The organism is Micromonospora halotolerans, from assembly GCF_032108445.1.
In the GTDB taxonomy this organism is placed as follows: domain Bacteria; phylum Actinomycetota; class Actinomycetes; order Mycobacteriales; family Micromonosporaceae; genus Micromonospora; species Micromonospora halotolerans.
The window spans coordinates 2107233-2133077 of the sequence record NZ_CP134876.1 but is presented as its reverse complement, the minus strand read 5'-3'; the positions used below and the strand labels follow the sequence as shown (position 1 = coordinate 2133077).

Here is a 25845-nt window from a genome sequence, read left to right as displayed (position 1 = left end):
CTCAGGCGTGAGCGAGACGGTGGTCCACGTGCTGCGGCACGGCGAGGTGTACAACCCGGACGGCATCCTCTACGGGCGGCTGCCCGGGTTCCGCCTCTCCGAGCTGGGCGTCCAGATGGCCAAGGCGGCCGCCCAGGCGCTCGCCGAGCGCACCGTGGTGCACGTGGTGGCCAGCCCGCTCGAACGCGCCCAGCAGACCGCCGAGCCGATCGCCGCCCAGTTCGGGCTGCCGGTCGGGGTGGACGAGCGGCTGATCGAGAGCGCGAACTGGTTCGAGGGCAAGAAGGTGTCCCCGGGCGACGGCTCCTTCCGCGACCCGCGCAACTGGTGGGTGCTGCGCGACCCGGTCACCCCGTCCTGGGGCGAGGCCTACCGGGTGATCGCCGAGCGGATGTTCGGCGCGCTGCACGCCGCCCGGATCGCCGCCGAGGGGCGCGAGGCCGTGCTCGTCTCCCACCAGCTGCCCATCTGGACCCTGCGCCGCTACGTCGAGCGCAAGCGGCTCTGGCACGACCCGCGCAAGCGGCAGTGCGGCCTGGCCAGCCTCACCTCGTTCCACTTCGACGGTGCCAAGATCGTCGGCATCGGCTACTCCGAGCCCGCGGCCCACCTGGTCTCGATCTCGCCGACCGCCCGGACGGCCAAGGGAGCCTGATGCCCAGCCGGAGGCTCGTCGCCGCCCTGCTCGCCGCCGTCACCGCCGGGACGGCGCTGGTCGGCTGCTCCTCCGGCAGCGAGGAGAGCCGCTGCGCGAGCGACGGCGTCACCATCACCTGCGCCCCCGACCAGCGGTCGAAGACCCCGAAGGTGAGCGGCGAGCTGCTCACCGGCGGCAGCTACGACATCGCCGAGGCCCGCGGCCAGGTGGTCGTCGTCAACTTCTGGGGATCCTGGTGCGCGCCCTGCCGGGCGGAGGCCGACGACCTGGAGGCCGTGCACCAGGCCACCAAGGCGTCCGGCGTCACCTTCCTCGGCATCAACGTGCAGGACAGCAAGGACAAGGCGGCCGCCTTCGAGGAGGGCCGGGTCACCTACCCGAGCCTCTTCGACCCGGCCAGCCGGCAGGCGCTCGACTTCGACATCCCGCCCAACACCACCCCGGCGACCGTCGTCCTGGACCGCGACGGCCGGGTCGCCGTGGTGATCCGCCGGGCGATCACCCGGGACGAGCTCCAGCCCGTCGTCGAGCGGATCGCGGCCGAGCAGCCCCCGTCCGGGTCCCGCTGATGGGCGAGACCTTCCGCCAGCTCGCCGAGTCCGGCCCGCTGCTGCTGGCCGTCGGTGCCGCGGCGCTCGCCGGGCTGGTCAGCTTCCTCTCCCCGTGCGTCCTGCCGCTGATGCCCGGCTACCTGTCGTACGTCACCGGGCTGGCCGGGGCGGACCTGGAGGGCCGGAACCGGACGGAGAGTCCCGTTCCCGTCGCGGGCGAGCCGAGCGGCGGCGGCGTGGCCGTCGCGGCGCCCCCGGCGGCACGGCCGGTCGCCGCCGTGAAGGGGCGGGTGCTGGCCGGCACCATGCTCTTCATCGCCGGCTTCACCGCGGTGTTCACCGCCACCGCGATCCTCTTCTCCGGCGTCGGCAAGCTCCTCTTCGCGCACGAGCGCACGTTGGAGATCGTCATCGGCGCCCTCGTCGTGGTGCTCGGCCTCGGCTACCTGGGCGTGGTCCCCGGCATGCAGCGCGAGTTCCGCATCCGGCGGCTCCCGGCCGCCGGCCTGCTCGGCGCCCCGGTCCTCGGCGCCGTCTTCGCGCTGAGCTGGCTGCCGTGCACCGGCCCGACGCTCGGCGCGGTGCTCGGCATGGCCACGGTCGACGGGCGGACCGACCGGGCCGTGCTGCTCGCCGTGGCGTACTGCCTCGGGCTGGGGGTACCGTTCGTCGTCTTCGGGCTGGGCTTCCACCGCCTCCTCGGGGTGTTCCGCGCCGTCCGGCGCAACAGCCGCTGGGTCACCCGGATCGGCGGCGCACTGCTGATCCTGATCGGCGTGGCGCTGGTCACCGGCGGCTGGCAGGACTTCGTGATCTGGTTGCAGACGCACGTGGGCGTGGGCGAGGTGAGCATCTGATGACGACCGTGGACGACCGCCCGGCCGCGCCGCCCGCGGACGCCCCCCGGCGACGGGCCAACCCGGTGCTGGCCCTGCTGCGCAACTCGTGGCGGCAGCTCACCAGCATGCGTACCGCGCTCATCCTGCTCTTCCTGCTGGCGATCGCCGCCATCCCCGGCTCGGTGCTGCCGCAGCGCGGGGTCAGCCCGGAGAAGGTCAACGAGTACTTCGTCGACCACCCCGACCTGGCGCCCCGGCTCGACCAGCTCGGCATGTTCGAGGTCTTCGGCTCGGTCTGGTTCTCCGCCATCTACCTGCTGCTCTTCACCTCGCTGGTCGGCTGCATCCTGCCCCGCGCCCGCGACCACGTCCGCGCGCTGCGGATGCGGCCGCCCGCCGCCCCGAAGCGCCTGGAGCGGTTGCCTCAGCACGCCGTGCTGGAGGCCCCGGCCGCCGCCGACCCCGAGGCGATCGCGGCGGTGCTGCGCCGCCGCCGCTGGCGGGTCACGGTCCGTGGCAACGAGGTCTCCGCCGAGAAGGGCTACCTCAAGGAGACCGGCAACCTGCTCTTCCACGTCTCGCTGGTCGCCCTCCTGCTCGGGGTCGCGCTCGGCTCCTGGTACGGCTGGCACGGCAACAAGTTGCTGACGGCCGGCGCGGACAACGCCTTCTGCAACAGCCGCCAGCAGTACGCCGAGGCGTCGCTCGGGCCGCGCGTCGACAGCGCGGACCTGCCGCCGTTCTGCCTCACCCTGGACCGGTTCGAGGCCGACTACCTGGCGTCCGGGCAGGCCTCCCGCTACTGGGCCACGGTGACCGTGGACCACGTGGACGACGGGTCCACGCGCACCGCCGGCTTCTCGGTCAACTCGCCGCTGCGGCTCGGCGCGGCCAACGTCTACCTGCTCGGCAACGGGTACGCGCCGATCCTGAGGTACACCGACCGGTACGGCCGCACGCAGACCAGCGACGAGCCGTTCCTGCGCAGCGGCGACCAGAACGCCACCGAGGAGGGCGTGGCCGCCTTCCCGGACGCGAACGTCGATCCGAAGACCGGCAAGCGCTCCCCGGATCAGCAGGTCGCCTTCGACGGGCTCTACCTGCCCACCGCCCCGGACCGCGCGCCGTTCGTCGCGTCCCAGTTCCCCGCCGAGCGGAACCCCGCGGTGGTGCTGGCCGCGTACCGGGGCAACCTGGGGCTGGACGCCGGCATCCCGGGCTCGGTCTACAAGCTCGACCAGCGGCAGGTCGCCAACGGCAAGCTCAAGCAGATCGGCGAGAAGGTGCTGCGCCCCGGCGAGAAGTGGACGCTGGACGATGGCAGCACGCTGGAGTTCGTCGGCACGAAGCCGTACATCACCATCTCGGTCCGACACGCCCCCGGCCAGACCCTGATGCTGGTCGCCTGCGTGACGCTGCTCCTCGGGCTGATGGGCTCGCTGTTCGCCCGGCGGCGCCGGGTCTGGTTCCGGGTTTCCGCCCCGGCGGGTGAATCTCCGACGAGCGGTAGTAGTTTGGTGGAGGCCGGTGGGCTCCCGCGCACCGAGCATCCAGGGTTCGCCGACGAGTTCGCACAGCTCGTCGCCGCGGTCAGCGACGACGGGCGGGACGACCCGCGGGCGCGAGAAGGAGACGAGTGATGTCCGCACTCTCCGACCAGCTGGTCACGTTCGCGATCCTGGCGTACCTGGTCGCGATGATCAGCCACGCCGTCGAGTACGCCCTGGGCAACGCCCGGAAGGTGCCGGCGGCGGCCCCGGCCCGGGAGCTGGTCGGCGCCGGCGTCGGCGGCCCCGGCGGGACGGTCGAGGAGCCGGCGGGTCCGGTCCCCACGGCCGCGGCCCGAGCCGGCCGCTCCGCCGCCCGGGCCGCGCTGGCCGGGCGGATCGCCGCCTGGATCACCGTGCTCGCCGCCGCGCTGCACATCGGCGCGGTGGTCACCCGGGGCATCGCCGCCGAGCGGATGCCCTGGGGCAACATGTACGAGTTCGTGCTGACCGTCACCTGGATCGGGGCGGCCGCCTGGCTCGTGGTGCTCTGGAAGCAGCCGTCGCTGCGCCGGCTCGGGCTGTTCCTCACCCTGGTCATGGTGCTGCTGCTGGCGTTCGCCGAGCTGAAGCTCTACGTGCAGGTCGTGCCGTTGATGCCGGCGCTGCAGTCCTACTGGTTCGTCATCCACGTGTCCACGATCATCTTCGCCTCCGGCATCTTCCTGCTGGGCGTGGTGCCGGCCGTGGCCTACCTGATGCGGGCCGGCTGGGAGCAGGGGAAGCGGAGCTTCCCGTACACCCTCGCCCGGCGGCTGCCGGCGGCGGCCGGCCTGGAGCGGCTGACCTTCACGCTGCACGCCTTCGCCTTCCCGGTCTTCACCTTCGCGGTGATCGCGGGTGCGATCTGGGCCGAGGCGGCCTGGGGTCGCGCCTGGGGCTGGGACCCGAAGGAGACCTGGGCGTTCATCTCCTGGGTGGTCTACGCGGGCTACCTGCACGCCCGGGCCACCCCGAGCGTCAAGCGCAACGTGGCCACCTGGATCTCGGTCGTGGGCTTCCTGACCATGCTGATGAACCTGTTCGGGGTCAACTTCTTCTTCACCGGCCTGCACTCCTACGCCGGCCTCTGACCCCGGCGGTCAGCGGCCCCGGCGGCCGGTCAGCAGCCCGTCGACGCGCAGGGTGATCTGGTAGGCCACCTCGGGGAGGTCGGCCAGGTCGAGGCGGTCGGCCCGCAGCGCGAACTGGGCGTGCAGCTCGCGGGCCACGGCGTCCCGGATCTCGGCCTGTAGGGGGCTGAGCCCGTCCGGGTCGCCCACCACGTACGCGTCGTCCATGCGGACATCGTGGCCCCTGGTCCGGCCGGTGGGTCAAGGCGCGACGATGTTTGTCACGCGCCGAACCAGCCGGGGACGTCGAGGCGGAAGACGTCGGCCGGGACCATCCGGCGCAGGTCGTCCTCCATGGCCGCGACCCGGTCGGCGCCGAGGGTCGCCACCCAGCGGTCGCGTAGGGCGTCGAAGACGATCGCCGAGCGGCGCAGCCCGTCGTGGCCCCGGGCCGTCATCCGGACCAGCTTGCGCCGGGCGTCGGCCGGGTCGTCGGCGCGTTCCAGGTAGCCGAGGGCGACCAGGCGGTCGACGGTCTTGCCGGCCGCCTGTTTCGAGACGCCGAGGCGCTGGCCCAGGTCGGAGGCGGTGGTGCCGGCGGGGCCGACGGCCTGGAGCACGAAGCCGTGGGCCGGCCGCAGCTCGGTGTGCCCCTGCCGGGCCAGCTCGGCGTGCAGGTCGTCGATGAGCGTGCGGAAGCCGGCGAGCAGGAGCAGCGGGAGCACGAAGCCGGGGCGGTCAGGCGTTGCCATGTTCGACAACCTCGTTTACTATTTCGTCAACCACGTTGACTATCTTATGCGAGGGAACCCGTCATGTCCCGTCCGGTCTTCACCACCCACACCCCCGACACCGCGCCCGCGGCCGCCCGTCCCACCATGGTCGGCGTCCACCGCAAGCTCGGCCACCTGCCTGGCGCGGTGGCCCTGATGGCCGAGTCGCCCGAGCTGCTCAAGGGCTTCCTCACCGCCAGCGCCACCTTCGAGTCCACCGACCTCGACCCGGTCGCCCGGGAGGTGGTCGTGCTGACCGTGGCCACCCGCAACGAGTGCCACCTCTGCGTGGCCATGCACACCGCGACGCTCACCCGGCGCAGCGGGGCGCCCGAGCTGATCGAGGCGCTCCGGGCCGGCACCGCGCTGCCCGATCCGCGCCTGGAGGCGCTGCGCCGGTTCACCGTCGCCGTGCTCGACCACCGGGGCGACGTCCCCGACGACGAGCTGGATGCCTTCCTCACCGCCGGCTGGCAGCCGCGGCACGCGCTGGACGTGGTGCTCGGCGTCGGCACGTACACGATCTCGACCTTCGCCAACCGCCTCACCGACGCCCCGCTCGACCCGTCCCTGGCCGCGTACGCCTGGTCCCCGGCCGCCTGACCGGCGGCCTCAGCTTCGCAGGAACGGCAGCAGCAGCTCCGCCAGTTCGGCCGGCCGCTCCTCGAAGAGCCAGTGGCCACACCCCTCCACCACCTCGCCGGTGACCGTGTCGGCGTACCGGCGGACCTGCTCGGCCACCTGCTCACCGAGGCTGGCCCGGGCGCCGACGGCGAGTACCGGCATCGGCAGCTTCTGCGCCCGGTACGCCGCGTTGTCCGCCACGTCCTGACCGAACGCGCGGAAGTAGGCGAAGCTGGCCCAGAGGTGGGCCGGGTCCCGGAGGTGCCGGGCGTACTCCGCCGCCACCTCCGGGCCGATGCTGCCCTTGTTGACCATGATCGAGTCGGTGAACCGGTCCACCCAGAGCGGTTCCCGGCCGGTGACGAGTTGCTCGGGCAGACCGTTGGTCAGGTTGAAGAAGCCGAAGTTCCACACCGCCGGGCCGGCGGCGGTCAGGGCCGGGATCGCGAAGATGCTCTCGTCGGGGATCGGCGCCTCGGTGAGCACCAGCCGGGACACCCGGTCGGGATGGGCGGCGGCGTAGGCGTAGGCGACCATCGTGCCGAGGTCGTGGCCGACCAGGCGGATGTCCTCGACCAGTCCGAGCCCGGTCAGCAGCCCGTGCAGGTCGGCGGCGACGCTCTTCTTGTCGTACCCGGCGGTGGGAGCGTCGCTGTCGCCGAAGCCGCGCAGGTCGGGCGCGACCACCTCGAACGACTCGGCCAGTTCCGGCAGCAGGTGCCGCCACATCCGCCAGCACTGCGGATAGCCGTGCAGGAGCACCAGGGTGGGCCCGCTGCCCCCGCGGACGTGGTTGATCGTCACGTCACCGACCCGGGTCCGCTGCTCGGTGAACCCCGCCGGGACCCGTCCCTCGCCCATCGGCGCCCCCTCTCGTCCGGCAGCTCGACTACCCGGCGAGTGGAGGGCCATGCCGGGCCCGCCGAACCGGGGCCGGCCGCGCTCGTCCGACGCCATCGCTCAGCTCACACCACCCGGCTTGGACGCTGGGAAGACCGGTGCGGGAGACTGGCGGGCATGGCGGCTCGTGGCTTCCCGTACACCGATCTCAAGGATTTCCTCGCGGCCCTGGAGGCCGCGGGCGAGCTGCGGCGGGTGAGCGTCCCGGTCGACCCCTCGCTGGAGATCAGCGAGGTGGTCACGCGGACCGTCCGTGACGGCGGCCCGGCGCTGCTCTTCGAGCGGCCCACCCGGGGCGAGATGCCGGTGGCGATCAACCTGTTCGGCACCGAGAAGCGGATGGCCATGGCGCTGGGCGTCGACACGCTGGACGAGATCGGCGAGCGGATCGGCGCGATGATCAAGCCGGAGCTGCCCGTCGGCTGGTCCGGCATCCGCGAGGGCCTCGGCAAGGTCATGCAGCTCAAGTCGCTGCCGCCGCGGAAGGTCAAGACCGCCCCCTGCCAGCAGGTGGTCTACCGCGGTGACGACGTCGACCTGAACCGGCTGCCCGGCCTCCAGGTCTGGCCCGGCGACGGCGGGATCTTCCACAACTTCGGGCTGACCCACACCAAGCACCCGGAGACCGGCAAGCGCAACCTCGGCCTCTACCGGCTCCAGCAGCACGGCCGGAACACCCTCGGCATGCACTGGCAGATCCACAAGGACTCCACCGCCCACCACGCCGTCGCCGAGCGGCTCGGCCAGCGGCTCCCGGTCGCCATCGCGATCGGCTGCGACCCGGTCGTCTCGTACGCCGCCACCGCGCCGCTGCCCAGCGACATCGACGAGTACCTGTTCGCCGGCTTCCTGCGTGGCGAGCGGGTCGAGATGGTCGACTGCTTGACCGTGCCGCTGCAGGTGCCGGCGAACGCGCAGATCGTGCTGGAGGGCTACCTGGAGCCCGGCGAGCGGCTGCCCGAGGGCCCCTTCGGCGACCACACCGGCTTCTACACCCCGGTCGAGCCGTTCCCGGTGCTGCACGTCGAGACGATGACCATGCAGCGCGACCCGGTCTACCACTCGATCATCACCTCGAAGCCGCCGCAGGAGGACCACGGCCTCGGCAAGGCCACCGAGCGGATCTTCCTGCCGCTGCTCAAGCTGATGATCCCGGACATCGTCGACTACGACCTGCCGGCCGCCGGCGTCTTCCACAACTGCGCGATCGTCTCCATCCGCAAGCGCTACCCGAAGCACGCGCAGAAGGTGATGAACGCGATCTGGGGCGCGCACCTCATGTCGCTGACCAAGCTCATCGTGATCGTGGACGAGGACTGCGACGTGCACGACTACAACGAGGTCGCGTTCCGCGCCTTCGGCAACGTCGACTACGCCCGGGACCTGCTCGTCACCGAGGGCCCGGTGGACCATCTGGACCACGCCTCGTACCAGCAGTTCTGGGGCGGGAAGGCGGGCCTCGACGCGACCCGCAAGCTGCCCACCGAGGGCTACACCCGGGGTTGGCCCGAGGAGATGACCATGTCGCCCGAGGTGGTCTCGCTGGTCGACAAGCGCTGGAAGGAGTACGGCATCTGATGGCCACCGTCGCCGAGGTCCCCGTGGAGCGCCCGGGCCGGGTCAAGTCCTTCCTCAAGCTGGTCACGATCGAGCACTCGGTCTTCGCGCTGCCGTTCGCGTACCTGTCGGCGCTGACCGCCATGCAGGTCGACGGCGGGCGGGTGCGCTGGCTCGACCTGCTGCTGATCACCGTGGCGATGGTCGGCGCGCGGACATTCGCCATGGCCGCCAACCGGATCCTCGACCGGCGGATCGACGCGCGGAACCCGCGTACCGCCAACCGGGAGCTGGTGACCGGGGCGGTGAGCGTGCGGACGGCCTGGACCGGCGCGGCCGTCGCGCTGGTGGTCTTCCTGGCCGCCGCCGCCCTGCTCAACCCGCTCTGCCTGGCGCTCGCCCCGCTCGCCGTGGTGCCGCTGGTCGTCTACCCCTACGGCAAGCGGTTCACCGACTGGCCGCACGCCATCCTGGCGATCGCCCAGGCGGTCGGCCCGGTCGGCGCCTGGCTGGCCGTCACCGGCACCCTCGCCGGTTCCGGGCCGGCCTGGCTGCTCGGCGCGGCCGTCGGCCTCTGGATCGGCGGCTTCGACCTCATCTACGCCTGCCAGGACTCCGAAATCGACCGGGAGATCGGGGTGCACAGCGTTCCCGCCCGCTACGGCCGGCGTTTCGCGCTGCACGCCTCCACCGTCGCGCATGTGGTCACCTTCGCGCTGTTCATCTGGTTCGGCGCGCTGGTCGGCTTCGGCTGGCTCTGGTGGATCGGGCTCGCGTTCACCGCGGTCGCCTTCGGCTACCAGCACCTGGTGGTCAGCCCGACCGACCTGAGCAAGGTCAACCGGGCGTTCTTCACCGCCAACGGCTTCGTCGGCATCGCGCTGTTCGTCTTCGCCCTGCTGGACCTGGTGGTCCGCCTCGACCTGCGCCCCTGACGGGGCGTCACCCGGCCACGGGGTAGCGGGCGCTCTCCATCGTCCAGTCGATCGTGCCGCGGACCGCGTTGGCCAGCCCGTCGAGGTGGGCGGTGACCGCCTCGTCCAGCGCCGGCCCGAACGACGGCACCGCGGCGCGCAGCGCCACGAAGCGGGCCATCTCGGCGCGCCAGCGCTCGGCGACCACGTCCACCGCGGCCGGCACCGGCACGCCCTCCTCGGCGGCCACCGCCAGCACCAGGTTGTGGCCGCCGGCGCCGGCCCGGTCGCGCTCCAGCGAGGCCAGGTCGTTGTACCAGGACAGCAGGTCGTTGGCGAGGTCGGCGAGCCGGCGCAACGCGGGATGGTGGTAGACCGCGTCCGGCAGCGGCCGCCCGGCGGCGAACTCGATCAAGGGGTACGACACGTACGCGGCCGAGGTGGCCCGGCGCAGCTGCACGTACTCGGCGACGCCCGGCTGCCGCCCGGCGACGGTGGCGACCGCCTCCCGCCAGGCGCCGTCGAGGTGGTCGGCCACGGCGTCGGCGAAGCGCAACCGCCAGCGGGCCGGCATCCGGCGCCGCGGCTCCCGCCACGCCTGGACCAGCAGCCGGCGCAGCGGGCCGGAGAAGCCGGGATGGCGGGCCCGGGGACCCTCCCGGAGCAGGGCGAGCGCCCCGTCGCGCAGCGCCCGGATCTGCGCCGGAGCGAGCCGGTCCGGCCCCTCGCAGGCGTCGTCCACCAGAAAGAACCACGTGAACAGGGCGGCCAGTGCCCGCAGGTCGGGCTCGCTGGCCTCCGGGTAGAGGCGGCCGGCGTAGCGCGCGAAGCCGGCCCGGGCCAACCGCTCCCGCATGGCCGGATCCAGCGGCAGGCCGAGCCGGTCGAGCTGGCCGACGAGCCACTCCTGCACACCGTCGGCGTGCGGGGAGAGCCGGGGCGCGATCGGAAAGTCGGACCGCAACGCCCGCAGCACCGCCGCCGTCATCACCGATCCCTTCCATGGACGTGGATCGCCGAGGGAAGAATCCCACGTTCCCGGCACGCCCGCCGACCCGCCGGACAACGCCGCTGGTCGCGGACAAGCGGGACACTGCCGGGGTGGGCGCCCGGCCTCCGGGTCGACCAGGCAGTCTGGACGGCATGCGCGAACCATGGGTGGTCGGCGTCTCCGGCGCCTCCGGCACGCCGTACGCGGCCGCGGTCGTCCGCGGCCTGCTCGACGCCGGCCAGGCGGTGGACCTCATCGTCTCCCGGGCCGCCCGGCTGACCATCCTCGACGAGACCGGCCGGGCGTTCCGCGACGGTCACTGGGCCGAGGACCTGGCCGCCTGGCTGGGCCGCGATCTCGCCGACGCGGACCTACGGCACTGGCCGGCCGGTGACCTGGCCGCCGGCCCGAGCAGCGGCTCCTACCGGGTACGCGGCATGGCGGTCGTCCCCGCCAGCACGGCGGCCTGCGCCGGCATCGCCATCGGGCTGTCCAAGGACCTGTTGCAGCGCGCCGCCGAGGTGAACCTCAAGGAGCGGCGGCCCGTGGTGGTGGTCCCCCGGGAGACGCCGGTGACCCGCAGCCACCTGGAGCACCTCATCGCGCTGCACGACGCCGGCGCGGTGGTCCTGCCGGCGAGCCCCGGCTTCTACGGCGCCGGGGCGGCGGCCTCCGCCCAGCAACTTGTCGACTTCGTGGCCGGGAAGGTGCTGGACGCGCTCGGCGTGCCGCACACGCTGTTCCGCCGCTGGTCCGGGGAGCTGGCCGCCGCCCGCCGGGACGTGGACCCGGCATGACGGCGCGGATCGGGACGCGGACCGAGCCGGACCGCGCCCCGATCGGTGTCGCCTCAGTACATTCCGGCGTTCGCCGGCCCTGGGCCGGTCGAGGCGGTCGGACCCATGTTGCGTGCCTTGCCCATGTCCTCCGCCTCGTCCAGCATGCCCTCCCCCTCAAGCAGGGCCCGCACCTCGGATTCCCGAAACCGGCGATGCCCGCCTGGAGTCCGGATGCTGCCGATCCGGCCGGCCGCTGCCCATCTGGTGACGGTCTTCGGGTCAACCCGAAACAGCGCGGCGACCTCACCCGGTGTCAGCAGGCGATCTCCAGTGTCCACAGCCCCCTCCTCGCGTCGACGAAGCCCCCGGCTGAACACACTGCCCCCGGCCGGTGCGAGCCCAGAGCCGTCATGAGGGACGTATGGCAATTACAGCACCAGCGACCTGGCGTGTCCGCCAAACGCGAAAAACGCACACAGTGAGAAGTTAGTAAATGCTACCGGCGCAGAACCCCCGTGACGGCACGTTTGTGAATGGCAACGCGACGTCATGTTCAACTGATGCCCGGTGTCTGGCGTTACGCCCGAAAGGATAGGGTCACTGTCCGTGGACGCGATCGACCTGAGCCTCGTGGAGCTGTTGCGGGGCAACGCCCGACTGTCGTACGCCGAACTGGCCCGCCAGGTCGGCCTCTCCGCCCCGGCCGTGCATGAACGAGTCGGCAAGCTGGAGTCGAGCGGCGTCATCCGCGCGTACCGGGCCGAGGTGGAACCGGAGGCGATCGGGCTCGGCGTCACGGCGCTGATCGGCATCGTGGAAGACTCGACCGCGGACACCGACGACGTGCTGGAGGCGTTCCGGCAGATCCCGGAGATCGAGTCCTGCTATTTCATGGCCGGCGTCGAATCGTTCCTGCTGAAGGCCCGGGTGGGCACCATCGCCGAGCTGGAGCAGCTGATCGTCCGGCTGAACCGGACCGCCGGGGTGGCCTCCACCCGCACCGGCATCGCCCTGTCGACCAAGTGGGAGAACCGGCCCCAGCCGCTCGAATCCGCCGCCTCCTGACCGCTCGCTCTGGTCCCGGCCGCCCCGGGGGCGCTACCGTGCGCCGATGACGACTCCGGGGCGGGGCGCCGCCGTGGTGACCGGGGCGGCCGGCGGCCTCGGCCGGGCGATCGCCGCCGCGCTGCACGCCGACGGCTGGCGGGTGCTGCTCACCGATCTGGACGCCGACGTCGTGGCCACCGCGGCGGCACCCCTCGGTGGCTGGTCCCGCCCGCTCGACGTCCGCGACGAGGCGGCCTGCGCGACGGTGGCCGCCGAGGCGGCCGGTGCGCCGGGTGGGCTCGCGCTCTGGGTCAACAACGCCGGCATCCTGGCCACCGGGCCGTCCTGGACGCACGACGCGACGACCCGGCGGCGGCTCGTCGAGGTGAACGCGCTGGGCGCGATGAACGGCACCCACGCGGCCCTGACCGTGATGCGGGCGCAGGGCCACGGCCACGTGCTCAACGTCGTCTCGCTGGCCGGGCTGATCGCCGCACCCGGCGAGACCGTCTACGCGGCCAGCAAGCACGCCCTGCTGGCGTTCAGCCTCGGCACCCTCGCCGACCTGCGGATGGCCGGCGTCCGGGGCGTACACGTGTCGTGCCTCTGCCCGGACGGGATCTGGACGCCGATGCTGCACGACAAGCTCGACGACCCGGGGGCCCTGGCGTCCTTCACCGGGTCGCTGCTCACCCCGGAGCGGGTGGCCGCGCGGGCCGTGCGGCTGGCCCGGCGGCCCCGGCCGGTGGTCAGCCTGCCGCGCTGGCGCGGCGCCCAGGTGCGGCTCCTGGACGCCTTCCCCCGGCTCGCCCTGGCCCTCACCCCGGTGGTCCGGGCCGCCGGCCGGGCCGGCCAGCGCCGGCAGGCGCGCCGGGCGGGTCCCGAGGCGAGCGGGCCGCGCTTGTAACGTTGCCGGCGTGACTCATCTCGACCGGTGTGACGAGGCCAGCCGGAGCTGGGTGACCGAGGCCATCGCCACGGTCGAGGCGGACGCCAACCGCTCCGCCGACACCCACCTCCTGCCCTTCCCGCTGCCCCGGGAGTGGGGCATCGACCTCTATCTCAAGGACGAGTCGGTGCACCCGACCGGCTCGCTCAAGCACCGGCTGGCCCGGTCGCTCTTCCTGTACGGGCTCTGCAACGGCTGGATCGGCCCGGAGACCACCGTCGTCGAGGCGTCGTCCGGCTCGACCGCGGTCTCCGAGGCGTACTTCGCGCGGATGCTCGGGTTGCCGTTCATCGCGGTCATGCCCGCCACCACCTCGCCCGAGAAGATCGCCCAGATCGAGTTCCAGGGCGGCCGCTGCCACCTGGTGCGGGACCCGGCCAAGGTGGTCATCGAGGCGCGCTGGCTCGCCGAGGACAGCGGCGGGCACTACATGGACCAGTTCACCTACGCCGAGCGGGCCACCGACTGGCGGGGCAACAACAACATCGCCGAGTCGATCTACGCGCAGCTCGCCCTGGAACGGCACCCCGTGCCGGCCTGGATCGTGGTGGGCGCCGGCACCGGCGGCACGAGCGCGACCATCGGCCGGTACGCCCGCTACCGCCGGCTGCCCACGAAGCTCTGCGTGGTCGACCCGGAGAACTCCGCGTTCTACCCGGCGTGGCAGGCCGGCGACTGGTCGGTCCGCACCGACAAGGGCTCCCGGATCGAGGGCATCGGCCGGCCCTGCGTCGAGGCGTCCTTCCTGCCCAGCGTGGTGGACCGGATGATGCAGGTGCCGGACGCCGCGTCGCTGGCCGCCATGCGGGCCGGGTCGGCGGTGCTCGGCCGCCGGGTGGGCGGCTCCACCGGCACCAACCTGTGGGGCGCCTTCGCGCTGATCGCGGAGCTGCTGGCCGCCGGCCGGACCGGCTCGGTGGTCACCCTGATCTGCGACCCGGGCGACCGCTACGCGCACACCTACTACGACGACGGGTGGGTGGCCGCGCAGGGCCTCGACCTCGCCCCGCACCTGGCCACCATCGACCGTTTCCTGGCCACCGGGGCCTGGCCGGCCTGAGCCGTCAGCGCGGGTCGATCCGCTCCGCCAGCCCCGGGTAACGCACCACGTAACCCTCCTGGTCCACGTCCAGGTCGGCGGTGAAGGAGTCGCTGACGTAGCGGACCCGGCCCGGGCCGAGCGAGCTGTAGACCTGCTCGGCGGGAAGGACCGCCAGGCCGGGCAGCAGCACCCACGCGACGGTCACGGTGCGCGGCTGGTCGGCCGGGGCCCGACCCAGGTCGAGCCGGCGGACCGGCAGGGTGTTGGTCAGCGGTGAGCCGCCCAGGTCGACGTCGAGCGCCTCGTCCAGCCGGCCCGGGTCGTCGGTGCCCGGCAGCCCGGCCGGCGGATGCCCGGCCGCGCGCAACGCCGCGTCCAGGTCACCCTCCTCGCCGGTGCGCACCCGCCACCCGTCCCCGCCCCGTTCCAGGCGTACGCTCCGCGACCAGCCCGCGCCCTCCGCGGTGACCTCCAGCCGGTTGGTCGACCAGTCCGCGCCCACCGTGAGCTGGTAGCGGCAGGTGTACGGGATGGGGTCGACGGCCAGCGCCACGCCCTGCGCGGTCAGCCCCTGCCGGTCGTCGAGCACCACGTGCTCCGAGCCGGCGGTGTCGGTCCGGGTCCAGAACAGCGACTTCGGCATGGTCGGCATGAACCGGACGTTACGCGACCCGGCGGACACCGGCAGCGGATGCGCGAACGCCGCCGCCGAGCGGTGGCTCGACGGCGGCGTTCGCGTGGGTGTTGCGGAGTGGCTCCGGTCAGTGGGTGCGGGCCGGCGCACGGCCGCCGAAGCCGCGCCGGTCGTCGCGCGGCCGGTCCTCCCGGCCCCGGGCCTCCGGCCGGAAGCCGCCCCGGCGCTCGGCCGGGCGGAACTCGCCCCGCTCGCCGAAGCGCCGCTCGCCCTGCGGGCGGTCCTCGTAGCGGCGGCCGTGGTCGCCGTGGCCGCGCGCGCCGGTGGGCCGGTCGCCGTTGGTCCGAGCGCCGTCCCGGTCGCCGTAACCACCGCCGGTGGGTCGGTCGCCGTAGCCGCCGGTCGGCCGGTCGCCGTAGCGGCGCGCGCCGTCCCGGTCGCCGTAGCCGCCGCTGGGTCGGTCGCCGTAGGTGCGCCCGCCGGTGGGTCGGTCGTCGTGCCGCCGGTCGCCGCGCGCGTCCCGGTCGTAGCCGCGACCGGCGCCGGTCGGCCGGTGCTGGTCGCGCCCGGCCCGCTCGGCGAAGTGGCGGTCGCCCGAGGGCCGGCCGGAGCCGCGCTCGTCGCGGTCGCCGAAGCGCCGGTCGCCGCGCGCGTCCCGGTCGAATCCGCCCCGGTCGGCCTGGCGCCGCTCGCCGAAGCCCCGGTCGTCGCGGTCGAAGCGCCGCTCGCCGGAGGGCCGGTCGTAGCCGCGGCCGCCGGCCGGGCGGTCGTCGTGGCGGCGCTCGCCCCGGTCGAAGCCACGGCCGGTCGGCCGGTCACCGAAGCGCCGCTCGCCGCGCCCGTCCCGGTCGCCGAAGCGGCGCGGGCCGCCCCGGCGGGGTTCCGGCTCCTCGCGGACCGGCACGCCGCTGGGCTCGCGGGCGCCCGTCAGCTCGGCCAGCGCCGCATCACCGGCGCGGACCCGGGCTTCGGCCGGCTCGACGCCCGCCTTCTCCAGCATGGCGAGCGTGGTCCGGCGCTGCTTCGGCAGCACCAGCGTCGCCACCGCGCCGGACTCACCGGCCCGCGCGGTGCGACCCGCCCGGTGCAGGTAGTCCTTCGGGTCCTTGGGCGGGTCCACGTGCAGCACCAGCGTCACGCCGTCGACGTGGATGCCGCGGGCCGCCACGTCGGTGGCGACCAGCACGTTCATCCGTCCCTCGCGGAACTCGGCCAGGGTGCGGGTGCGCATCCGCTGGGTCTTGCCGCCGTGCAGGCCGCCGGCCCGCACGCCGACGGCGGTGAGCTGCTCGACCAGCCGGTCGACGCCGAGCTGGGTACGCGCGAAGAGCATGGTGCGGCCCTCGCGGGCCGCGATGGACGCCGTCACGGCGAACTTGTCGTGCGGCGGGATCAGCAGCAGGTGGTGGTCCATGGTGGACACGGCCGCGGTCGCCGGCGCGGTCGAGTGGGTGACCGGGTCGGTCATGAACCGCTTGACCAGGCTGTCGACGTCGTTGTCCAGAGTGGCCGAGAAGAGCAGCCGCTGGGCGTCCGCCGGCGTCTTCGCCAGCAGCTGGGTGACCTCGGGCAGGAAGCCCATGTCGGCCATCTGGTCGGCCTCGTCCAGCACGGTGATCTCGACGTCGTCGAGCTTGCAGACGCCCCGCTCGATCAGGTCGCCGAGCCGCCCGGGGGTGGCCACGACGATCTCCACGCCGCGGCGCAGCGCGTCGATCTGCCGGTCGTACGGGACACCGCCGACGGCGGTCTTCAGGAAGATGCCGACCGCCTTGCCGAGCGGCACCAGCGCGTCGTTGACCTGCATGGCCAGCTCGCGGGTCGGCACCAGGACCAGGGCGCGCGGGTGCAGCGGCCGGGCCCGGTTCCGCTCCGCGAGGCGGGCGATCACCGGCAGGCCGAAGGCGAGGGTCTTGCCCGAGCCGGTCTGGCCGCGGCCGAGCACGTCACGCCCGGCGAGGGCGTCCGGCACGGTGGCCCGCTGGATCTCGAACGGGGTGGTGATGCCCTGCCGGGCGAGCGCCTCGACCAGCGGGCGGGGCAGGCCGAGGGCGGCGAAGTCAGGGGTGTCGACGGTGGGGTCGGCGGACGGGGACGTGCCGGTGGCAGCGAACGTGGTCAAGAAATGCCTTTCGAGCGGGGCGCATCTTCGCGATGGCCCGCCGCGGCTTCGTGACGCCGCCGATTCGCCCGCAAGATCGCCCATGGGCGCGCAACGGGCGCGCCAGGTCAGTGATCTCCACAAGTGTACGGCGGTGTGGCGAACCCGCCACCGCACCACGAGTACGTAGTGGGCGGGCTCACCCCGATCACCTGGTCAGCGTGGCGCCGGTGATCCCGCTGAGCGCGTCGTTGGCCAGGAAGACCACCACCAGGCTGATCGCGACCAGCAGCGCCAGCGCGCCGGCCAGGACGATCACGACCTTGGTGTTGCTCGACCGGGTCGCCGGGGCGTCCTCGGTCCAGCCCTGGGCCAGGATGTGCCCGGTCAGCGAGCCGGAGTTCTCCAGCGGGTTGCCCTGCGGGAAGGAGACCGTGGCGAAGCCCGGCCCCTCGGTGCCGCCGCCGTACACGCTGCCGGCGGGACCGCCCACCGGAGCGGTCGGCCCGGGGGTGCGGCCGGCGGCCGGGGACCCGTATTCGGTGGCTCCGGTCGACGGCGGCCAGGCCGGGAGGGCCGGGGCGGGCACCACCGGTGGCGCGGTGGGCGGCGGTGGCGCGGCGGCCCACGGCGCGGCGGGCACGTCCGACTGCCCGGCGCCCGCGAGCGGCGTCGGCCCCGGTACGCCGGCCATGGCGGGCGGCGGCGGGAACGGCGGCGCGGGCATCGGGCCGGGTGGCGACGGAGGCGGCGGCACCGGCGGTCCCGGCGGTGGCACCGGCGGCCCCGGCACGGGGGGCACCGGTCCCGGCGGGGTCGGGCCCGGCGGCGGTGCGGGCACCGGTGGCGCCGGGCGGAACGGGGGCTCCGGCGCCGGCCCGGGCGGCGCCGGGGAGGGCGGGTTCGGACCCGGTACGGGCGTCGGCGCCGGCTCGGGCTCCGGCACGGGCGGCGTCGGGGGCTGGGCCGGCTCCGGCGGCTGGGCCGGCTCCGGCGGTTCGGGATTGACCGGCCCGGCCCGGTAGACCTTGGCGCCGCCGGGCGTCCCGGCGACCGCGGCGGCGACCTCGTCGGCCGAGGCCCGGGTCAGCCCGGGGACCGACGCGCTGGCCCTGGCCTGCGCCTGAGCGGGGACGGCGGTCTTCGCGGCCGGCGGCTGCGCGGGCACGGACGCCTGCGTCCCGGGGCGTTCGGCGGCGGCGAAGGCGGACCAGGTCGACGACGGCGCGACGGAGGCACCGGGCTGGCGCCGGTCGAGCGCCGGGACCGACTCCGCCGGGCCGCCCGCCCGGTACGTGGTGGCGCTGGCCGGCGCGCCCGGCAGCTCCTCGGCCTGCGGCGGCGCCGCGGCGCCGGCGACGCTCACCCGGGCCCGGGCGACGGCCACCGGGGCGTCCTGGCCCGGCCGCTCCTCCGCGGGGTCGGCCGGCCGGTCGTCGGCGGCCTCGGGCGCGGATCCGGGGTGGACCGTCTCCGCCGGAACGTCCTGCTCGCCCATCTCGCCCCTCCGCGCCCACGCTCGCCCCCGACCGTGGCGCCGGTCGGGCGTGCCTGGATCTCACCGTGCCACATTCCGGCCCGAGAGCACAGCCGGAGCGGATGGTTGGGTCAGTCGGTGGCGCTCGCGCTCGCCGAGGTGCTCCCGGCCGCGCTGTCGGTCGGCGCGGCGGCGGTGCTGCTCGGCGCCGAGGTGGGCGAATCGGACGGGCTCGGCGGCGGCGTCGTCGGCGGCGGGGTGGTCGGCGGCGGGGTGGTCGGCGAGGTCGACGGGGTCGACGGGGTGGGCGTCGGGCTCGACGTGCTCGGCGTCGGCTTCGGCGTGGCCGTCTTCGTCGGCTTGGGCGTCGGCTTCGGCGTGGCCGTCTTGGTCGGCTTCGGCGTCGGGCTGGGCTTCGGCGGGGTGGTCGGCGGCGTCGGGGCCGGCGGCGGGGTGGCCGGGGCGGGGACCGCGCCGATCACCCGGGTGGCCGCGTAGAGCCGGGACCACCGGACCACGGAGATCTTGACGACGTCGCCGGTCCGCGGGGCCTCGACCATCTTGCCGTTGCCGATGTACATGGTGACGTGATGGATGCTCGTCCAGCTGCTGCCCGAGGCGAAGAAGAGCAGGTCGCCGGGGAGGAGAGCGTTGGGGTCGACCGTGCGGGACCGGGTGGCGTAGTACTGGTCCCGGGAGACGCGGGGCAGGCCGTGGTAGCCGGCCGCCTGGTAGGAGGCGAGCACCAGACCGGAGCAGTCGAACCGGTCCGGCCCCTCGGCCGCCCAGAGGTAGGGGTCGCCGAGCTGGGCGAGGGCGTAGCGCACCGCGGCCAGCGCCCGCGGGTCGGCGACCCGCCCGCTGACGCTCTGGTTGACGACGTACGAGCTGCCGATCTGCTGCTCGGCGGCGTCCTCGCGGCGCTCGATCTCCCGCAGCTTGGCGGCGTTGTCGCGGCGCAGCTTGAGCAGCGTGGCTTCCTGCTTGTGCAGGTCGGCCTCGACCCGGGTGTACTCCGCGGTCTTCTCGGCGGCGCGCCGCTCGGCCGAGTCGTGCGCCTGGCGGGCGACCTGTTCGGCGGCGGTGGCCCGGGTCAGCTCGCCGGTGACCGCGGTGGTGGCGCCCTCGGCCTTGTCGCCCCGGGTGATGCGCTGGAGGTTGGCGAGGTCGCGCAGGCTGGCCCCGAACTCGCCGGGCGGCAGCGCGGCGTCGGCCTTGACGGCGTCGGCGGCGGCGGTCTTCGCGTTCTCCTGGGCCCGGACGAGCGCTTCCTGGGCCTCCTTCAGCCGGGCGGCGGCCAGCGCCAGGTCGGCCCGCGCGGTGTCCCGCTCGCCCTTGATGTTGAGCAGGGTGTCGCCGAGCTGGGCGACCTGCGTGTCGACCTGGTTGATCTGGGCGATCAGCGGGCCGTCGGCGGGGTTGGTGACACCGGTCGGTGTGACGCCGGGGAGGCCCGGAGTGGCGCCGGGCACGCCGGTAACCGTGCCGGGCAGGCCGGTGACCGTGCCGGGCGCGCCCGGGACGGCGCCGGGCACGGTGGGAAGTTGGAGGGTGCCGGCGGCCCGGGGACGGGAGCCGGTGTCGGGGACGGTGTCGGGCAGCGGGTCGGCCCAGGCCGGGGTGGCCAGCGCCGCGGCGGCGACCGCCCCGAGCAGGGCGGACCAGAGCGCCGGGCGCAGCACCGGCGAGATCACCGGAATCCGGTTTCGTCGGTATCGGCCCTGGGTGCTCTCGACCATTCCGCTCCCCGTCATCTGGTGCCTTCCGCGCGAGGTGGGCGCGCTGGGCCAGGACGGTACCGGTGTGTGTTCCGCCCCATCCTGTCTTACCTCACCAACGCAGGTATGTCGATGTGCGGAGGGTGACGGTCAGCCGGGAGTCCGGTGAAGTCGGTCGCTGCGGTTGACCGGGTCGCCGGGTCGTCGGGCGCGCGACGTACGCTCGACCGGGACCGCAGGTGGAAGGGACGTGGCTTTCGATGGACGCCGGACTCAAGCGCGAGCTCGAAGCGAAGGTCTACGCGGGGGAGCGGCTCACCCGCGCGGACGGCATCGCCCTCTACGAGAGCGACGACCTCGCCTGGCTGGGGCGACTGGCCCACCACAAGCGCACCGAGATGAACGGTGACCGGGTGATGTTCAACGTCAACCGGCACCTCAACCTGACGAACGTCTGCTCCGCCTCGTGCGCGTACTGCTCGTTCCAGCGCAAGCCGGGTGAGAAGGACGCCTACACGATGCGCATCGACGAGGCGGTCCGCAAGGCCAAGGAGATGGAGGACGAGCAGCTCACCGAGCTGCACATCGTCAACGGCCTGCACCCGACCCTGCCCTGGCGCTACTACCCCAAGGTGCTGCGCGAGCTGAAGGCGGCGCTGCCGAACGTCAAGCTCAAGTGCTTCACCGCGACCGAGGTGCAGTGGTTCGAGAAGATCAGCGGCCTGAGCGCCGACGAGATCCTCGACGAGCTGATGGACGCCGGCCTGGAGTCGCTGACCGGTGGCGGCGCGGAGATCTTCGACTGGGAGGTCCGGCAGCACATCGTCGACCACGCCTGCCACTGGGAGGACTGGTCGCGGATCCACGCCCTGGCGCACAGCAAGGGCATGCAGACCCCGGCGACGATGCTGTACGGCCACATCGAGGAGCCCCGGCACCGGGTCGACCACGTGCTGCGGCTGCGCGAGCTGCAGGACGAGACCGGCGGCTTCGCGGTCTTCATCCCGCTGCGCTACCAGCACGACTTCGTGGACTCGGCGGACGGCAAGATCCGCAACAAGATCCAGGCACGCACCACGATGGCCTCGCCGGCCGAGTCGCTGAAGACGTTCGCCGTCTCCCGGCTGCTCTTCGACAACGTGCCGCACCTGAAGAACTTCTGGGTGATGCACGGCCTCTCGGTGGCGCAGCTCTCGCTGAACTTCGGTGTCGACGACCTGGACGGCTCGGTCGTGGAATACAAGATCACGCACGACGCCGACTCGTACGGCACGCCGAACACCATGCACCGCGAGGACCTGCTGAACCTGATCTGGGACGCGGGCTTCCGCCCGGTCGAGCGGAACACCCGCTACGAGATCGTCCGCGAGTACGACGCGGCCCCGTCGCTGGCCGAGCGCCGCGCCGAGCCGCAGCAGGTCTGGGCCTGACGGCACGCCGATGAGCACCGAGGAGCAGCAGCGCACCTTCCCCCGGCGGGACGCCGAGGGGCGCATCCTCACCCTGGGTGACCTGCTCGGGGTGAGTCTCGCCGGGCTGGTCATCGGGGTGCTGGCGCTGGTGCTCTTCGAGTGGGCCTTCGCCACCATGGGCGCGGGCCGGTTCGGGCGGACCAACGGCTGGCTGGCGGTGATCCTGCCGCTCTGGCTGTTCTGGGACGACTTCCGGGCCTGGGAGTTCGGCGCGTCCAGGGTGCTCGCGGCGCTGGCCGGGATCGCGCTCGGCGTCTTCGCCGGTCTGCTGGCGGCCGGCCTCGCCGCCGGGCTGCCGGCACTGTTCTCCGGCGCGCTGGCCGCGGCGGTGTTCACGGTGGTCTACGCGGTGGTCTGGTTTCATGGCGTGCACTGGCTGGCCCGGCGGACGGGCTGAGGCGTGAGAGAGAAGGAAGTGCGGGCGTGAGCGCGAGGAGTGAGCCGGGTTTGCGAGCCCCGCAGTCGCGAACTGAGGCGTCGCAGTGAGCGCGGCGGTCAAGTACACGCTGGGCCGGATCGGGCTGTTCGTCGGCGTGCTGGCGGCTCTCTGGTTCGTCGAGATGAACATGTTCCTGCGGCTGATGCTGGCGCTGGTCTTCTCCGCGGCGCTGTCGTTCTTCCTGCTCCGCGGCTGGCGGGACGAGATGGCCGGCGAGATGTCCGAGGCGGCGGAGCGGCGCCGCGCGGAGAAGGAGCGGCTGCGCTCCGCCCTGGCCGGGGACGACCAGGGCGAGCGCACGGACGAGCGCCGGGAGAACTGAGCCGCCGGGAACGGGGCAGCGGGATCGCGCCCCGACCGCTAGGGTCTGCCGCCGTGAGTTTCCTGAACACGATCTACGGGTGGCGGACGAAGGTCTTCGTCTGGATCGGCCTGCCGGTCATCGCCGCCATCGGACTTATGCTGAGCGTCACCGATCTCGCCCCGGCCTGGGAGGCGAAGAACGGTGGCGGCACGCCGGGCACCTTCACCGCGGTGAACGAGGAATGCGGCCGGCGTAACTGCGAGTGGCACGGGACCTTCGTCGCCACCGAGGGCGGCGCCCAGCGCGCCGACGTGATCCTCTACGACGCGCCGGACGAGCTGACCGCGGGAGCCACCGCCCCGGCGCTCGACTCCGGTGCCCGGAAGGGCGTCTTCTCCACCGCCGGCGGCTCGACCTACCTGCTGGTCACCGGGCTCACCGTGGCCGGTGTGGCCGCCCTGGTCGCCTGGGTGTGGATCATCGTGCGGGCGATCCGGAACCGCCGCCGGGCGACGGAGCCCACCGCCCCGCCGGCCTCGTTCGCCCCGTCCGCCTGACCAGACCCGGGCCCGGCGCGATCCCCGAACGGAGAACGCGCCGGGCCCGGCCGTTTCACCAGTTGGTCGAGCCGGGCACGACCGGCCAGGCCTTGTTGGTCGGCTTGATCAGGTACGCGACGCCGCCGGAGCCGGAGGCCACGGTGCCGTTCGCCCGGTAGCGCTTGGTGCGCAGCCAGATCTGCTCGAACTGCTCCCGCTTGTAGACGTTGCGCACCACGTCGTCGGACGACGAGGCGGGGTCGTTGACGATCACGTCACCGTCGGCCGTGAAGCCGACGATCACGAACAGGTGCCCGGAGGTGCCGTAGTTCGCCCCGTCCAGCTCGCTGGCCAGGAAGGACTGCGACGTGATCACCGGGATGCCGGCCTTGATGAAGCGTTCCACCTCGTCGAGGGAGTGCATCCGGGTGACCCGGGCGTCCAGGCCGGGGAAGCTGGCCGCGTACGCGGTGTTGAACGGCCAGTTGCCGGCGCCCTCGTACTCGTAGTCGTAGGTCATCCGGGCGGCGTGGTCGACGGTCGGGTCTGCGTAGCTCGGGTCGACCCAGGCGATGTCCTCAGCCGACGGCTTGCGGCCCCAGTACTCAACGACCATCTCCGTCGAGGTGGGGGAGCACCAGGCTTCCCCGCCGTTGTCGTACTCGGGGTACTGGCCGACGTGGATGTTCTGCGAGTAGCGCGGCACGGCCAGCTCCCGGCCCCAGGCGATCCCGCCCTTGCTCGGGGTGACGGTGAACCGGTCCGGCACGTTGGAGCTCATCGCGCCGAGCATCCAGACCCGCGGCGAGGCGGTCTGCCCCGGCGCGCGGTAGAGGGTCAGCCGGAGCTGGTACGACCGCAGCAGCACCCCGGCCTGGGCGTCATCGATCGAGAAGGTGTCGGTCCAGATGCTGGACCAGTCGTCGCCCTGACCGTCGAGCGTGGACCGCTTGATGTCCTGGTCGCCGGAGGCCCAGCGGCCCATCACGTACCAGTCGGACTGCGCTCCGGTGTTGTAGGTGCCCTGCAGTTCGACCTGGATCCAGGTCCCGGCCGGGGTCGCCGCGTTCCAGGAGGCGACCAGTTCGGTGGCGTCGAAGCCGACCGTCCGCTGGGGCGAGGTCCAGGTCGCGTACTCCCAGGTCCGGGTCGTGCCGGTGTGCTCGTCGGTGAACTCGGTGGTGCCGGTCGGCTCGCCGATGGTGATGCCGGTGCGGTGCCCCGGGATGGCGGACGTGCCCTGGTGGGTGCCGCCGCGCCAGTCGGGGTACGTGGACCACTCCTGGAAGGTGATCTGCTCGTCGTGCGCGACGGCGGGCAGGTTGTTGTCGGCGTGGGCGGGCGCCGTCACACCGACGAGGGCGAGCGCGGCGGCGCCGACGAGGGCGACCGCGCGCAGGGCTGGTCTGACCATGGGTACTCCGTTGGGTGGGAAGGGATGGGTCACCAGTTGGTGGAACCGGCCACGGAGGGCCAGGCCACCTCGGTCGGTTTGATCAGGTAGACGACGCCGCCGGAGCCGCTGCCGGTACCGCCGCCCCCGGTGGTCCGCCGGGTACGCAGCCAGATCTGCTCGAACTGGTCGCGTCGGTAGACGTGCCGGACGGCGGCGTCGCTGGGCGAGGCCGGGTCGTTGGCGATCACGTCGCCGGTGGCGGTGAAGCCGACCACCACCATGAGGTGCCCCGCCGTGCCGTAGCCCGCCCCGTCCAGCTCGCTGGCGAGGAAGGACTGGCTGGTCACCACGGGGATGCCGGCGGCGATGAAGTGCTCCAGCTCGTCCAGCGAGTGCAGCCGGGTCACCTTGGCCTCCAGGCCGGGGAAGCTGGCCGCGTACGCGGTGTTGAACGGCCAGTTGCCGGTGCCGCCGTACTGCCAGTCGTAGGCCATCCGAGCTGCGTGGTCGACCGTCGGATCGGCGTAGCCGGGGTCCACCCAGGACGTGTCGGCCGGGGAGGGCTCGCGGCCCCAGTACTCGACGACCATCTCGGTGGAGGTGGGCGAGCACCACGCCTCGCCGCCGCCGCCGTACTCCGGGTACTGGCCGGCGTGGATGTTCTGGGAGTAGCGCGGCACGGCCAGCTCGGTGCCCCAGGCGATGTGCCCGGCGCTCGGTGTGACGGTGAACCGGTCCGGCACGTTCGAGCTCATGGCGCCGACGGACCGCAGCACCGGCGTGACGGTCGACGCCGGGTCCCGGTAGAGCGTCACCCGAAGCTGGTACGCCCGCAGCAGCACGCCGGCGGCCGGGTTGGTGACGCTGAACGTGTCGGTGAGGACGCTGGAGGTCTTGTCGCCCTGCCGGTCGACGCTCGTCCGCCGGATGTCGCCGTCGCCGGAGGCCCAGCGACCCATGACGTACCAGGGGGTGCGGGTGCCGCTCGTGTAGGTGCCCTGGAGTTCGACCTGGACCCACGTGCCGGCCGGGGTGTCCGCGTTCCACGAGGTGACCAGCTCGGTGGCGGAGAACCCGACCTGGGTGAGCGGCGAGGTCCACGTCCCGTACGCCCAGGTGCGCCGGGTGTTGCTGTGCGGGTCCTTGTAGAGGATGGTGCCGACCGGGGTGGTCAGGGTCAGGCCGGCGGCGGTGCCGGCGGTGCCGGCCGCGGTCCCGGTCGACCACGCCGGGCCGGACCAGCCCTGCCAGGTGATCTGCTCGTCGTGGGCGACGGTCGTGGTCGCGCCGGCCGGCGCGGTGGTGCCGAGGAGGGCGAGTGTGGTGGCGCCGGCCAGGGTGGCCGTGCGCAGGGATGTCCGGTCCATGGCAGCTCCTCCAGGTGAACCGCATCGTTGCCGTTCACTGTCGCGCCTGGAGGGAAGTTTCGCCAGAGGTTCAGGCATGGAAAATCATTGCCGGCGGAAGGATGCGGTCGGGATGGAGGGGGATAGTGATGAATGTTGATATGACCATGTGACTCCTGGTGAAGTGTGCGGACAA

At 73.4% G+C, this 25845-nt stretch carries 27 protein-coding genes; 16 read left to right on the top strand and 11 right to left on the bottom strand.

Annotated features, from left to right (window positions below; translation table 11 throughout):
• Nucleotides 1–7: 7 nt before the first annotated feature.
• Genes RMN56_RS10010 through ccsB form a run of 5 tightly spaced genes read left to right on the top strand, consistent with a single transcriptional unit; the run spans nucleotide 8 to nucleotide 4668 of the window.
• The gene (locus RMN56_RS10010; RefSeq protein WP_313723553.1) at nucleotides 8–655 is read left to right on the top strand and encodes a histidine phosphatase family protein; all 648 of its coding nucleotides are present in this window, start codon (nucleotides 8–10) and stop codon (nucleotides 653–655) included.
• A complete protein-coding gene (locus RMN56_RS10005; RefSeq protein ID WP_313723552.1) occupies nucleotides 655–1227 on the top strand; it encodes a TlpA family protein disulfide reductase in 573 nt (190 codons plus the stop codon). Before RMN56_RS10010 ends, RMN56_RS10005 begins: the two co-directional genes overlap by 1 nt.
• Complete coding sequence (locus tag RMN56_RS10000) at nucleotides 1227–2066, top strand: cytochrome c biogenesis CcdA family protein (RefSeq protein ID WP_313723551.1); 840 nt, start codon at nucleotides 1227–1229, stop codon at nucleotides 2064–2066. The genes RMN56_RS10005 and RMN56_RS10000 overlap by 1 nt, the downstream gene beginning before the upstream one ends.
• On the top strand, nucleotides 2066–3688 hold the full coding sequence (locus tag RMN56_RS09995) for a cytochrome c biogenesis protein ResB (RefSeq protein ID WP_313723550.1): 1623 nt from the start codon (nucleotides 2066–2068) through the stop codon (nucleotides 3686–3688). Before RMN56_RS10000 ends, RMN56_RS09995 begins: the two co-directional genes overlap by 1 nt.
• Nucleotides 3688–4668: a c-type cytochrome biogenesis protein CcsB gene (ccsB, locus tag RMN56_RS09990; protein ID WP_313723549.1), complete on the top strand. Its 981-nt coding sequence runs from the start codon at nucleotides 3688–3690 to the stop codon at nucleotides 4666–4668. The genes RMN56_RS09995 and ccsB overlap by 1 nt, the downstream gene beginning before the upstream one ends.
• A gap of 9 nt (nucleotides 4669–4677) precedes the next feature.
• On the opposite strand, the gene RMN56_RS09985 is transcribed toward ccsB, so the two are convergent.
• Both RMN56_RS09985 and RMN56_RS09980 read right to left on the bottom strand, forming a co-directional pair.
• Nucleotides 4678–4875: a hypothetical protein gene (locus RMN56_RS09985; protein WP_313723548.1), complete on the bottom strand. Its 198-nt coding sequence runs from the start codon at nucleotides 4873–4875 to the stop codon at nucleotides 4678–4680.
• Between the two features lie 53 nt (nucleotides 4876–4928).
• Nucleotides 4929–5399 carry a MarR family winged helix-turn-helix transcriptional regulator gene (locus RMN56_RS09980; protein WP_313723547.1) on the bottom strand — a complete coding sequence of 157 codons (471 nt, stop codon included), beginning with the start codon at nucleotides 5397–5399 and terminating at the stop codon, nucleotides 4929–4931.
• Nucleotides 5400–5462: 63 nt separating this feature from the next.
• Here RMN56_RS09980 and RMN56_RS09975 point away from each other — a divergent pair, with 63 nt between their 5' ends.
• Entirely contained in the window at nucleotides 5463–6023 is a 561-nt protein-coding gene (locus RMN56_RS09975; RefSeq protein WP_313723546.1) for a carboxymuconolactone decarboxylase family protein, read from the top strand.
• Nucleotides 6024–6032: 9 nt separating this feature from the next.
• On the opposite strand, the gene RMN56_RS09970 is transcribed toward RMN56_RS09975, so the two are convergent.
• On the bottom strand, nucleotides 6033–6905 hold the full coding sequence (locus RMN56_RS09970) for an alpha/beta fold hydrolase (protein ID WP_313723545.1): 873 nt from the start codon (nucleotides 6903–6905) through the stop codon (nucleotides 6033–6035).
• Between the two features lie 156 nt (nucleotides 6906–7061).
• On the opposite strand from RMN56_RS09970, the gene RMN56_RS09965 reads away from it, so the two are divergent.
• Both RMN56_RS09965 and mqnP read left to right on the top strand, forming a co-directional pair.
• The gene (locus RMN56_RS09965; protein WP_313723544.1) at nucleotides 7062–8522 is read left to right on the top strand and encodes a menaquinone biosynthesis decarboxylase; all 1461 of its coding nucleotides are present in this window, start codon (nucleotides 7062–7064) and stop codon (nucleotides 8520–8522) included.
• Nucleotides 8522–9436 carry a menaquinone biosynthesis prenyltransferase MqnP gene (mqnP, locus tag RMN56_RS09960; protein ID WP_313723543.1) on the top strand — a complete coding sequence of 305 codons (915 nt, stop codon included), beginning with the start codon at nucleotides 8522–8524 and terminating at the stop codon, nucleotides 9434–9436. Before RMN56_RS09965 ends, mqnP begins: the two co-directional genes overlap by 1 nt.
• Nucleotides 9437–9443: 7 nt before the next feature.
• On the opposite strand, the gene RMN56_RS09955 is transcribed toward mqnP, so the two are convergent.
• Nucleotides 9444–10403, bottom strand: coding sequence for a terpene synthase family protein (locus RMN56_RS09955; RefSeq protein ID WP_313723542.1), 960 nt, complete (start codon nucleotides 10401–10403; stop codon nucleotides 9444–9446).
• Nucleotides 10404–10558: 155 nt separating this feature from the next.
• On the opposite strand from RMN56_RS09955, the gene RMN56_RS09950 reads away from it, so the two are divergent.
• Nucleotides 10559–11203, top strand: a complete 645-nt coding sequence (locus RMN56_RS09950; RefSeq protein ID WP_262283387.1) for a UbiX family flavin prenyltransferase — start codon at nucleotides 10559–10561, stop codon at nucleotides 11201–11203.
• Nucleotides 11204–11256: 53 nt separating this feature from the next.
• On the opposite strand, the gene RMN56_RS09945 is transcribed toward RMN56_RS09950, so the two are convergent.
• Entirely contained in the window at nucleotides 11257–11523 is a 267-nt protein-coding gene (locus RMN56_RS09945) for a BldC family transcriptional regulator (protein WP_013473529.1), read from the bottom strand.
• Between the two features lie 268 nt (nucleotides 11524–11791).
• On the opposite strand from RMN56_RS09945, the gene RMN56_RS09940 reads away from it, so the two are divergent.
• From RMN56_RS09940 to cds1, 3 genes are read left to right on the top strand one after another with little or no spacing between them, the layout of a single operon-like run.
• On the top strand, nucleotides 11792–12250 hold the full coding sequence (locus RMN56_RS09940; protein ID WP_313723541.1) for an Lrp/AsnC family transcriptional regulator: 459 nt from the start codon (nucleotides 11792–11794) through the stop codon (nucleotides 12248–12250).
• A 46-nt stretch (nucleotides 12251–12296) separates the two neighbouring features.
• Nucleotides 12297–13139 (top strand): SDR family NAD(P)-dependent oxidoreductase, encoded by an 843-nt coding sequence (locus tag RMN56_RS09935; protein WP_313723540.1) that lies wholly within the window; start codon nucleotides 12297–12299, stop codon nucleotides 13137–13139.
• 10 nt (nucleotides 13140–13149) lie between these two features.
• On the top strand, nucleotides 13150–14241 hold the full coding sequence (gene cds1, locus RMN56_RS09930) for an L-cysteine desulfhydrase Cds1 (protein WP_262283384.1): 1092 nt from the start codon (nucleotides 13150–13152) through the stop codon (nucleotides 14239–14241).
• 4 nt (nucleotides 14242–14245) lie between these two features.
• Here the strand turns inward: cds1 and RMN56_RS09925 are convergent, their stop codons facing one another.
• From RMN56_RS09925 to RMN56_RS09910, 4 genes are all read right to left on the bottom strand, one after another.
• On the bottom strand, nucleotides 14246–14866 hold the full coding sequence (locus RMN56_RS09925; protein WP_313724697.1) for a putative glycolipid-binding domain-containing protein: 621 nt from the start codon (nucleotides 14864–14866) through the stop codon (nucleotides 14246–14248).
• A gap of 118 nt (nucleotides 14867–14984) precedes the next feature.
• Nucleotides 14985–16979: a DEAD/DEAH box helicase gene (locus tag RMN56_RS09920; protein ID WP_313723539.1), complete on the bottom strand. Its 1995-nt coding sequence runs from the start codon at nucleotides 16977–16979 to the stop codon at nucleotides 14985–14987.
• Nucleotides 16980–17166: 187 nt separating this feature from the next.
• The gene (locus RMN56_RS09915; protein WP_313723538.1) at nucleotides 17167–18456 is read right to left on the bottom strand and encodes a hypothetical protein; all 1290 of its coding nucleotides are present in this window, start codon (nucleotides 18454–18456) and stop codon (nucleotides 17167–17169) included.
• A gap of 110 nt (nucleotides 18457–18566) precedes the next feature.
• Nucleotides 18567–20174, bottom strand: a complete 1608-nt coding sequence (locus RMN56_RS09910; RefSeq protein WP_313723537.1) for a C40 family peptidase — start codon at nucleotides 20172–20174, stop codon at nucleotides 18567–18569.
• A gap of 239 nt (nucleotides 20175–20413) precedes the next feature.
• Between RMN56_RS09910 and mqnE the strand changes: the two genes are divergently transcribed.
• The 4 genes from mqnE (at nucleotide 20414) to RMN56_RS09890 (ending at nucleotide 22925) form a co-directional block, all read left to right on the top strand.
• Complete coding sequence (gene mqnE, locus RMN56_RS09905; protein WP_313723536.1) at nucleotides 20414–21583, top strand: aminofutalosine synthase MqnE; 1170 nt, start codon at nucleotides 20414–20416, stop codon at nucleotides 21581–21583.
• 10 nt (nucleotides 21584–21593) lie between these two features.
• A complete protein-coding gene (locus tag RMN56_RS09900) occupies nucleotides 21594–22022 on the top strand; it encodes a hypothetical protein (protein WP_313723535.1) in 429 nt (142 codons plus the stop codon).
• Nucleotides 22023–22107: 85 nt separating this feature from the next.
• Nucleotides 22108–22386 carry a DUF4229 domain-containing protein gene (locus RMN56_RS09895; protein WP_313723534.1) on the top strand — a complete coding sequence of 93 codons (279 nt, stop codon included), beginning with the start codon at nucleotides 22108–22110 and terminating at the stop codon, nucleotides 22384–22386.
• Between the two features lie 53 nt (nucleotides 22387–22439).
• A complete protein-coding gene (locus tag RMN56_RS09890; protein ID WP_313723533.1) occupies nucleotides 22440–22925 on the top strand; it encodes a hypothetical protein in 486 nt (161 codons plus the stop codon).
• A gap of 55 nt (nucleotides 22926–22980) precedes the next feature.
• Here RMN56_RS09890 and RMN56_RS09885 read toward each other — a convergent pair whose 3' ends face one another.
• Both RMN56_RS09885 and RMN56_RS09880 read right to left on the bottom strand, forming a co-directional pair.
• Nucleotides 22981–24321 carry a C39 family peptidase gene (locus RMN56_RS09885; protein ID WP_313723532.1) on the bottom strand — a complete coding sequence of 447 codons (1341 nt, stop codon included), beginning with the start codon at nucleotides 24319–24321 and terminating at the stop codon, nucleotides 22981–22983.
• Nucleotides 24322–24350: 29 nt separating this feature from the next.
• Nucleotides 24351–25670 (bottom strand): C39 family peptidase, encoded by a 1320-nt coding sequence (locus tag RMN56_RS09880; RefSeq protein WP_313723531.1) that lies wholly within the window; start codon nucleotides 25668–25670, stop codon nucleotides 24351–24353.
• Between the last annotated feature and the right edge of the window lie 175 nt (nucleotides 25671–25845).

What these genes read in the sequence shown, in the direction of transcription:
- RMN56_RS09955 (WP_313723542.1), bottom strand. Translation starts at nt 10,403, where the DNA reads ATGACGGCGGCGGTGCTGCGGGCGTTGCGGTCCGACTTTCCGATCGCG.
- RMN56_RS09925 (WP_313724697.1), bottom strand. Translation starts at nt 14,866, where the DNA reads ATGCCGAAGTCGCTGTTCTGGACCCGGACCGACACCGCCGGCTCGGAG.
- RMN56_RS09900 (WP_313723535.1), top strand. Translation starts at nt 21,594, where the DNA reads ATGAGCACCGAGGAGCAGCAGCGCACCTTCCCCCGGCGGGACGCCGAG.
- RMN56_RS09965 (WP_313723544.1), top strand. Translation starts at nt 7,062, where the DNA reads ATGGCGGCTCGTGGCTTCCCGTACACCGATCTCAAGGATTTCCTCGCG.
- RMN56_RS09975 (WP_313723546.1), top strand. Translation starts at nt 5,463, where the DNA reads ATGTCCCGTCCGGTCTTCACCACCCACACCCCCGACACCGCGCCCGCG.
- mqnE (WP_313723536.1), top strand. Translation starts at nt 20,414, where the DNA reads ATGGACGCCGGACTCAAGCGCGAGCTCGAAGCGAAGGTCTACGCGGGG.
- RMN56_RS10000 (WP_313723551.1), top strand. Translation starts at nt 1,227, where the DNA reads ATGGGCGAGACCTTCCGCCAGCTCGCCGAGTCCGGCCCGCTGCTGCTG.
- RMN56_RS09885 (WP_313723532.1), bottom strand. Translation starts at nt 24,321, where the DNA reads ATGGTCAGACCAGCCCTGCGCGCGGTCGCCCTCGTCGGCGCCGCCGCG.
- RMN56_RS09980 (WP_313723547.1), bottom strand. Translation starts at nt 5,399, where the DNA reads ATGGCAACGCCTGACCGCCCCGGCTTCGTGCTCCCGCTGCTCCTGCTC.
- RMN56_RS09995 (WP_313723550.1), top strand. Translation starts at nt 2,066, where the DNA reads ATGACGACCGTGGACGACCGCCCGGCCGCGCCGCCCGCGGACGCCCCC.
- RMN56_RS09910 (WP_313723537.1), bottom strand. Translation starts at nt 20,174, where the DNA reads ATGGTCGAGAGCACCCAGGGCCGATACCGACGAAACCGGATTCCGGTG.
- RMN56_RS09935 (WP_313723540.1), top strand. Translation starts at nt 12,297, where the DNA reads ATGACGACTCCGGGGCGGGGCGCCGCCGTGGTGACCGGGGCGGCCGGC.
- RMN56_RS10005 (WP_313723552.1), top strand. Translation starts at nt 655, where the DNA reads ATGCCCAGCCGGAGGCTCGTCGCCGCCCTGCTCGCCGCCGTCACCGCC.
- RMN56_RS09985 (WP_313723548.1), bottom strand. Translation starts at nt 4,875, where the DNA reads ATGGACGACGCGTACGTGGTGGGCGACCCGGACGGGCTCAGCCCCCTA.
- RMN56_RS09915 (WP_313723538.1), bottom strand. Translation starts at nt 18,456, where the DNA reads ATGGGCGAGCAGGACGTTCCGGCGGAGACGGTCCACCCCGGATCCGCG.
- RMN56_RS09880 (WP_313723531.1), bottom strand. Translation starts at nt 25,670, where the DNA reads ATGGACCGGACATCCCTGCGCACGGCCACCCTGGCCGGCGCCACCACA.
- ccsB (WP_313723549.1), top strand. Translation starts at nt 3,688, where the DNA reads ATGTCCGCACTCTCCGACCAGCTGGTCACGTTCGCGATCCTGGCGTAC.
- RMN56_RS09950 (WP_262283387.1), top strand. Translation starts at nt 10,559, where the DNA reads ATGCGCGAACCATGGGTGGTCGGCGTCTCCGGCGCCTCCGGCACGCCG.
- mqnP (WP_313723543.1), top strand. Translation starts at nt 8,522, where the DNA reads ATGGCCACCGTCGCCGAGGTCCCCGTGGAGCGCCCGGGCCGGGTCAAG.
- RMN56_RS09970 (WP_313723545.1), bottom strand. Translation starts at nt 6,905, where the DNA reads ATGGGCGAGGGACGGGTCCCGGCGGGGTTCACCGAGCAGCGGACCCGG.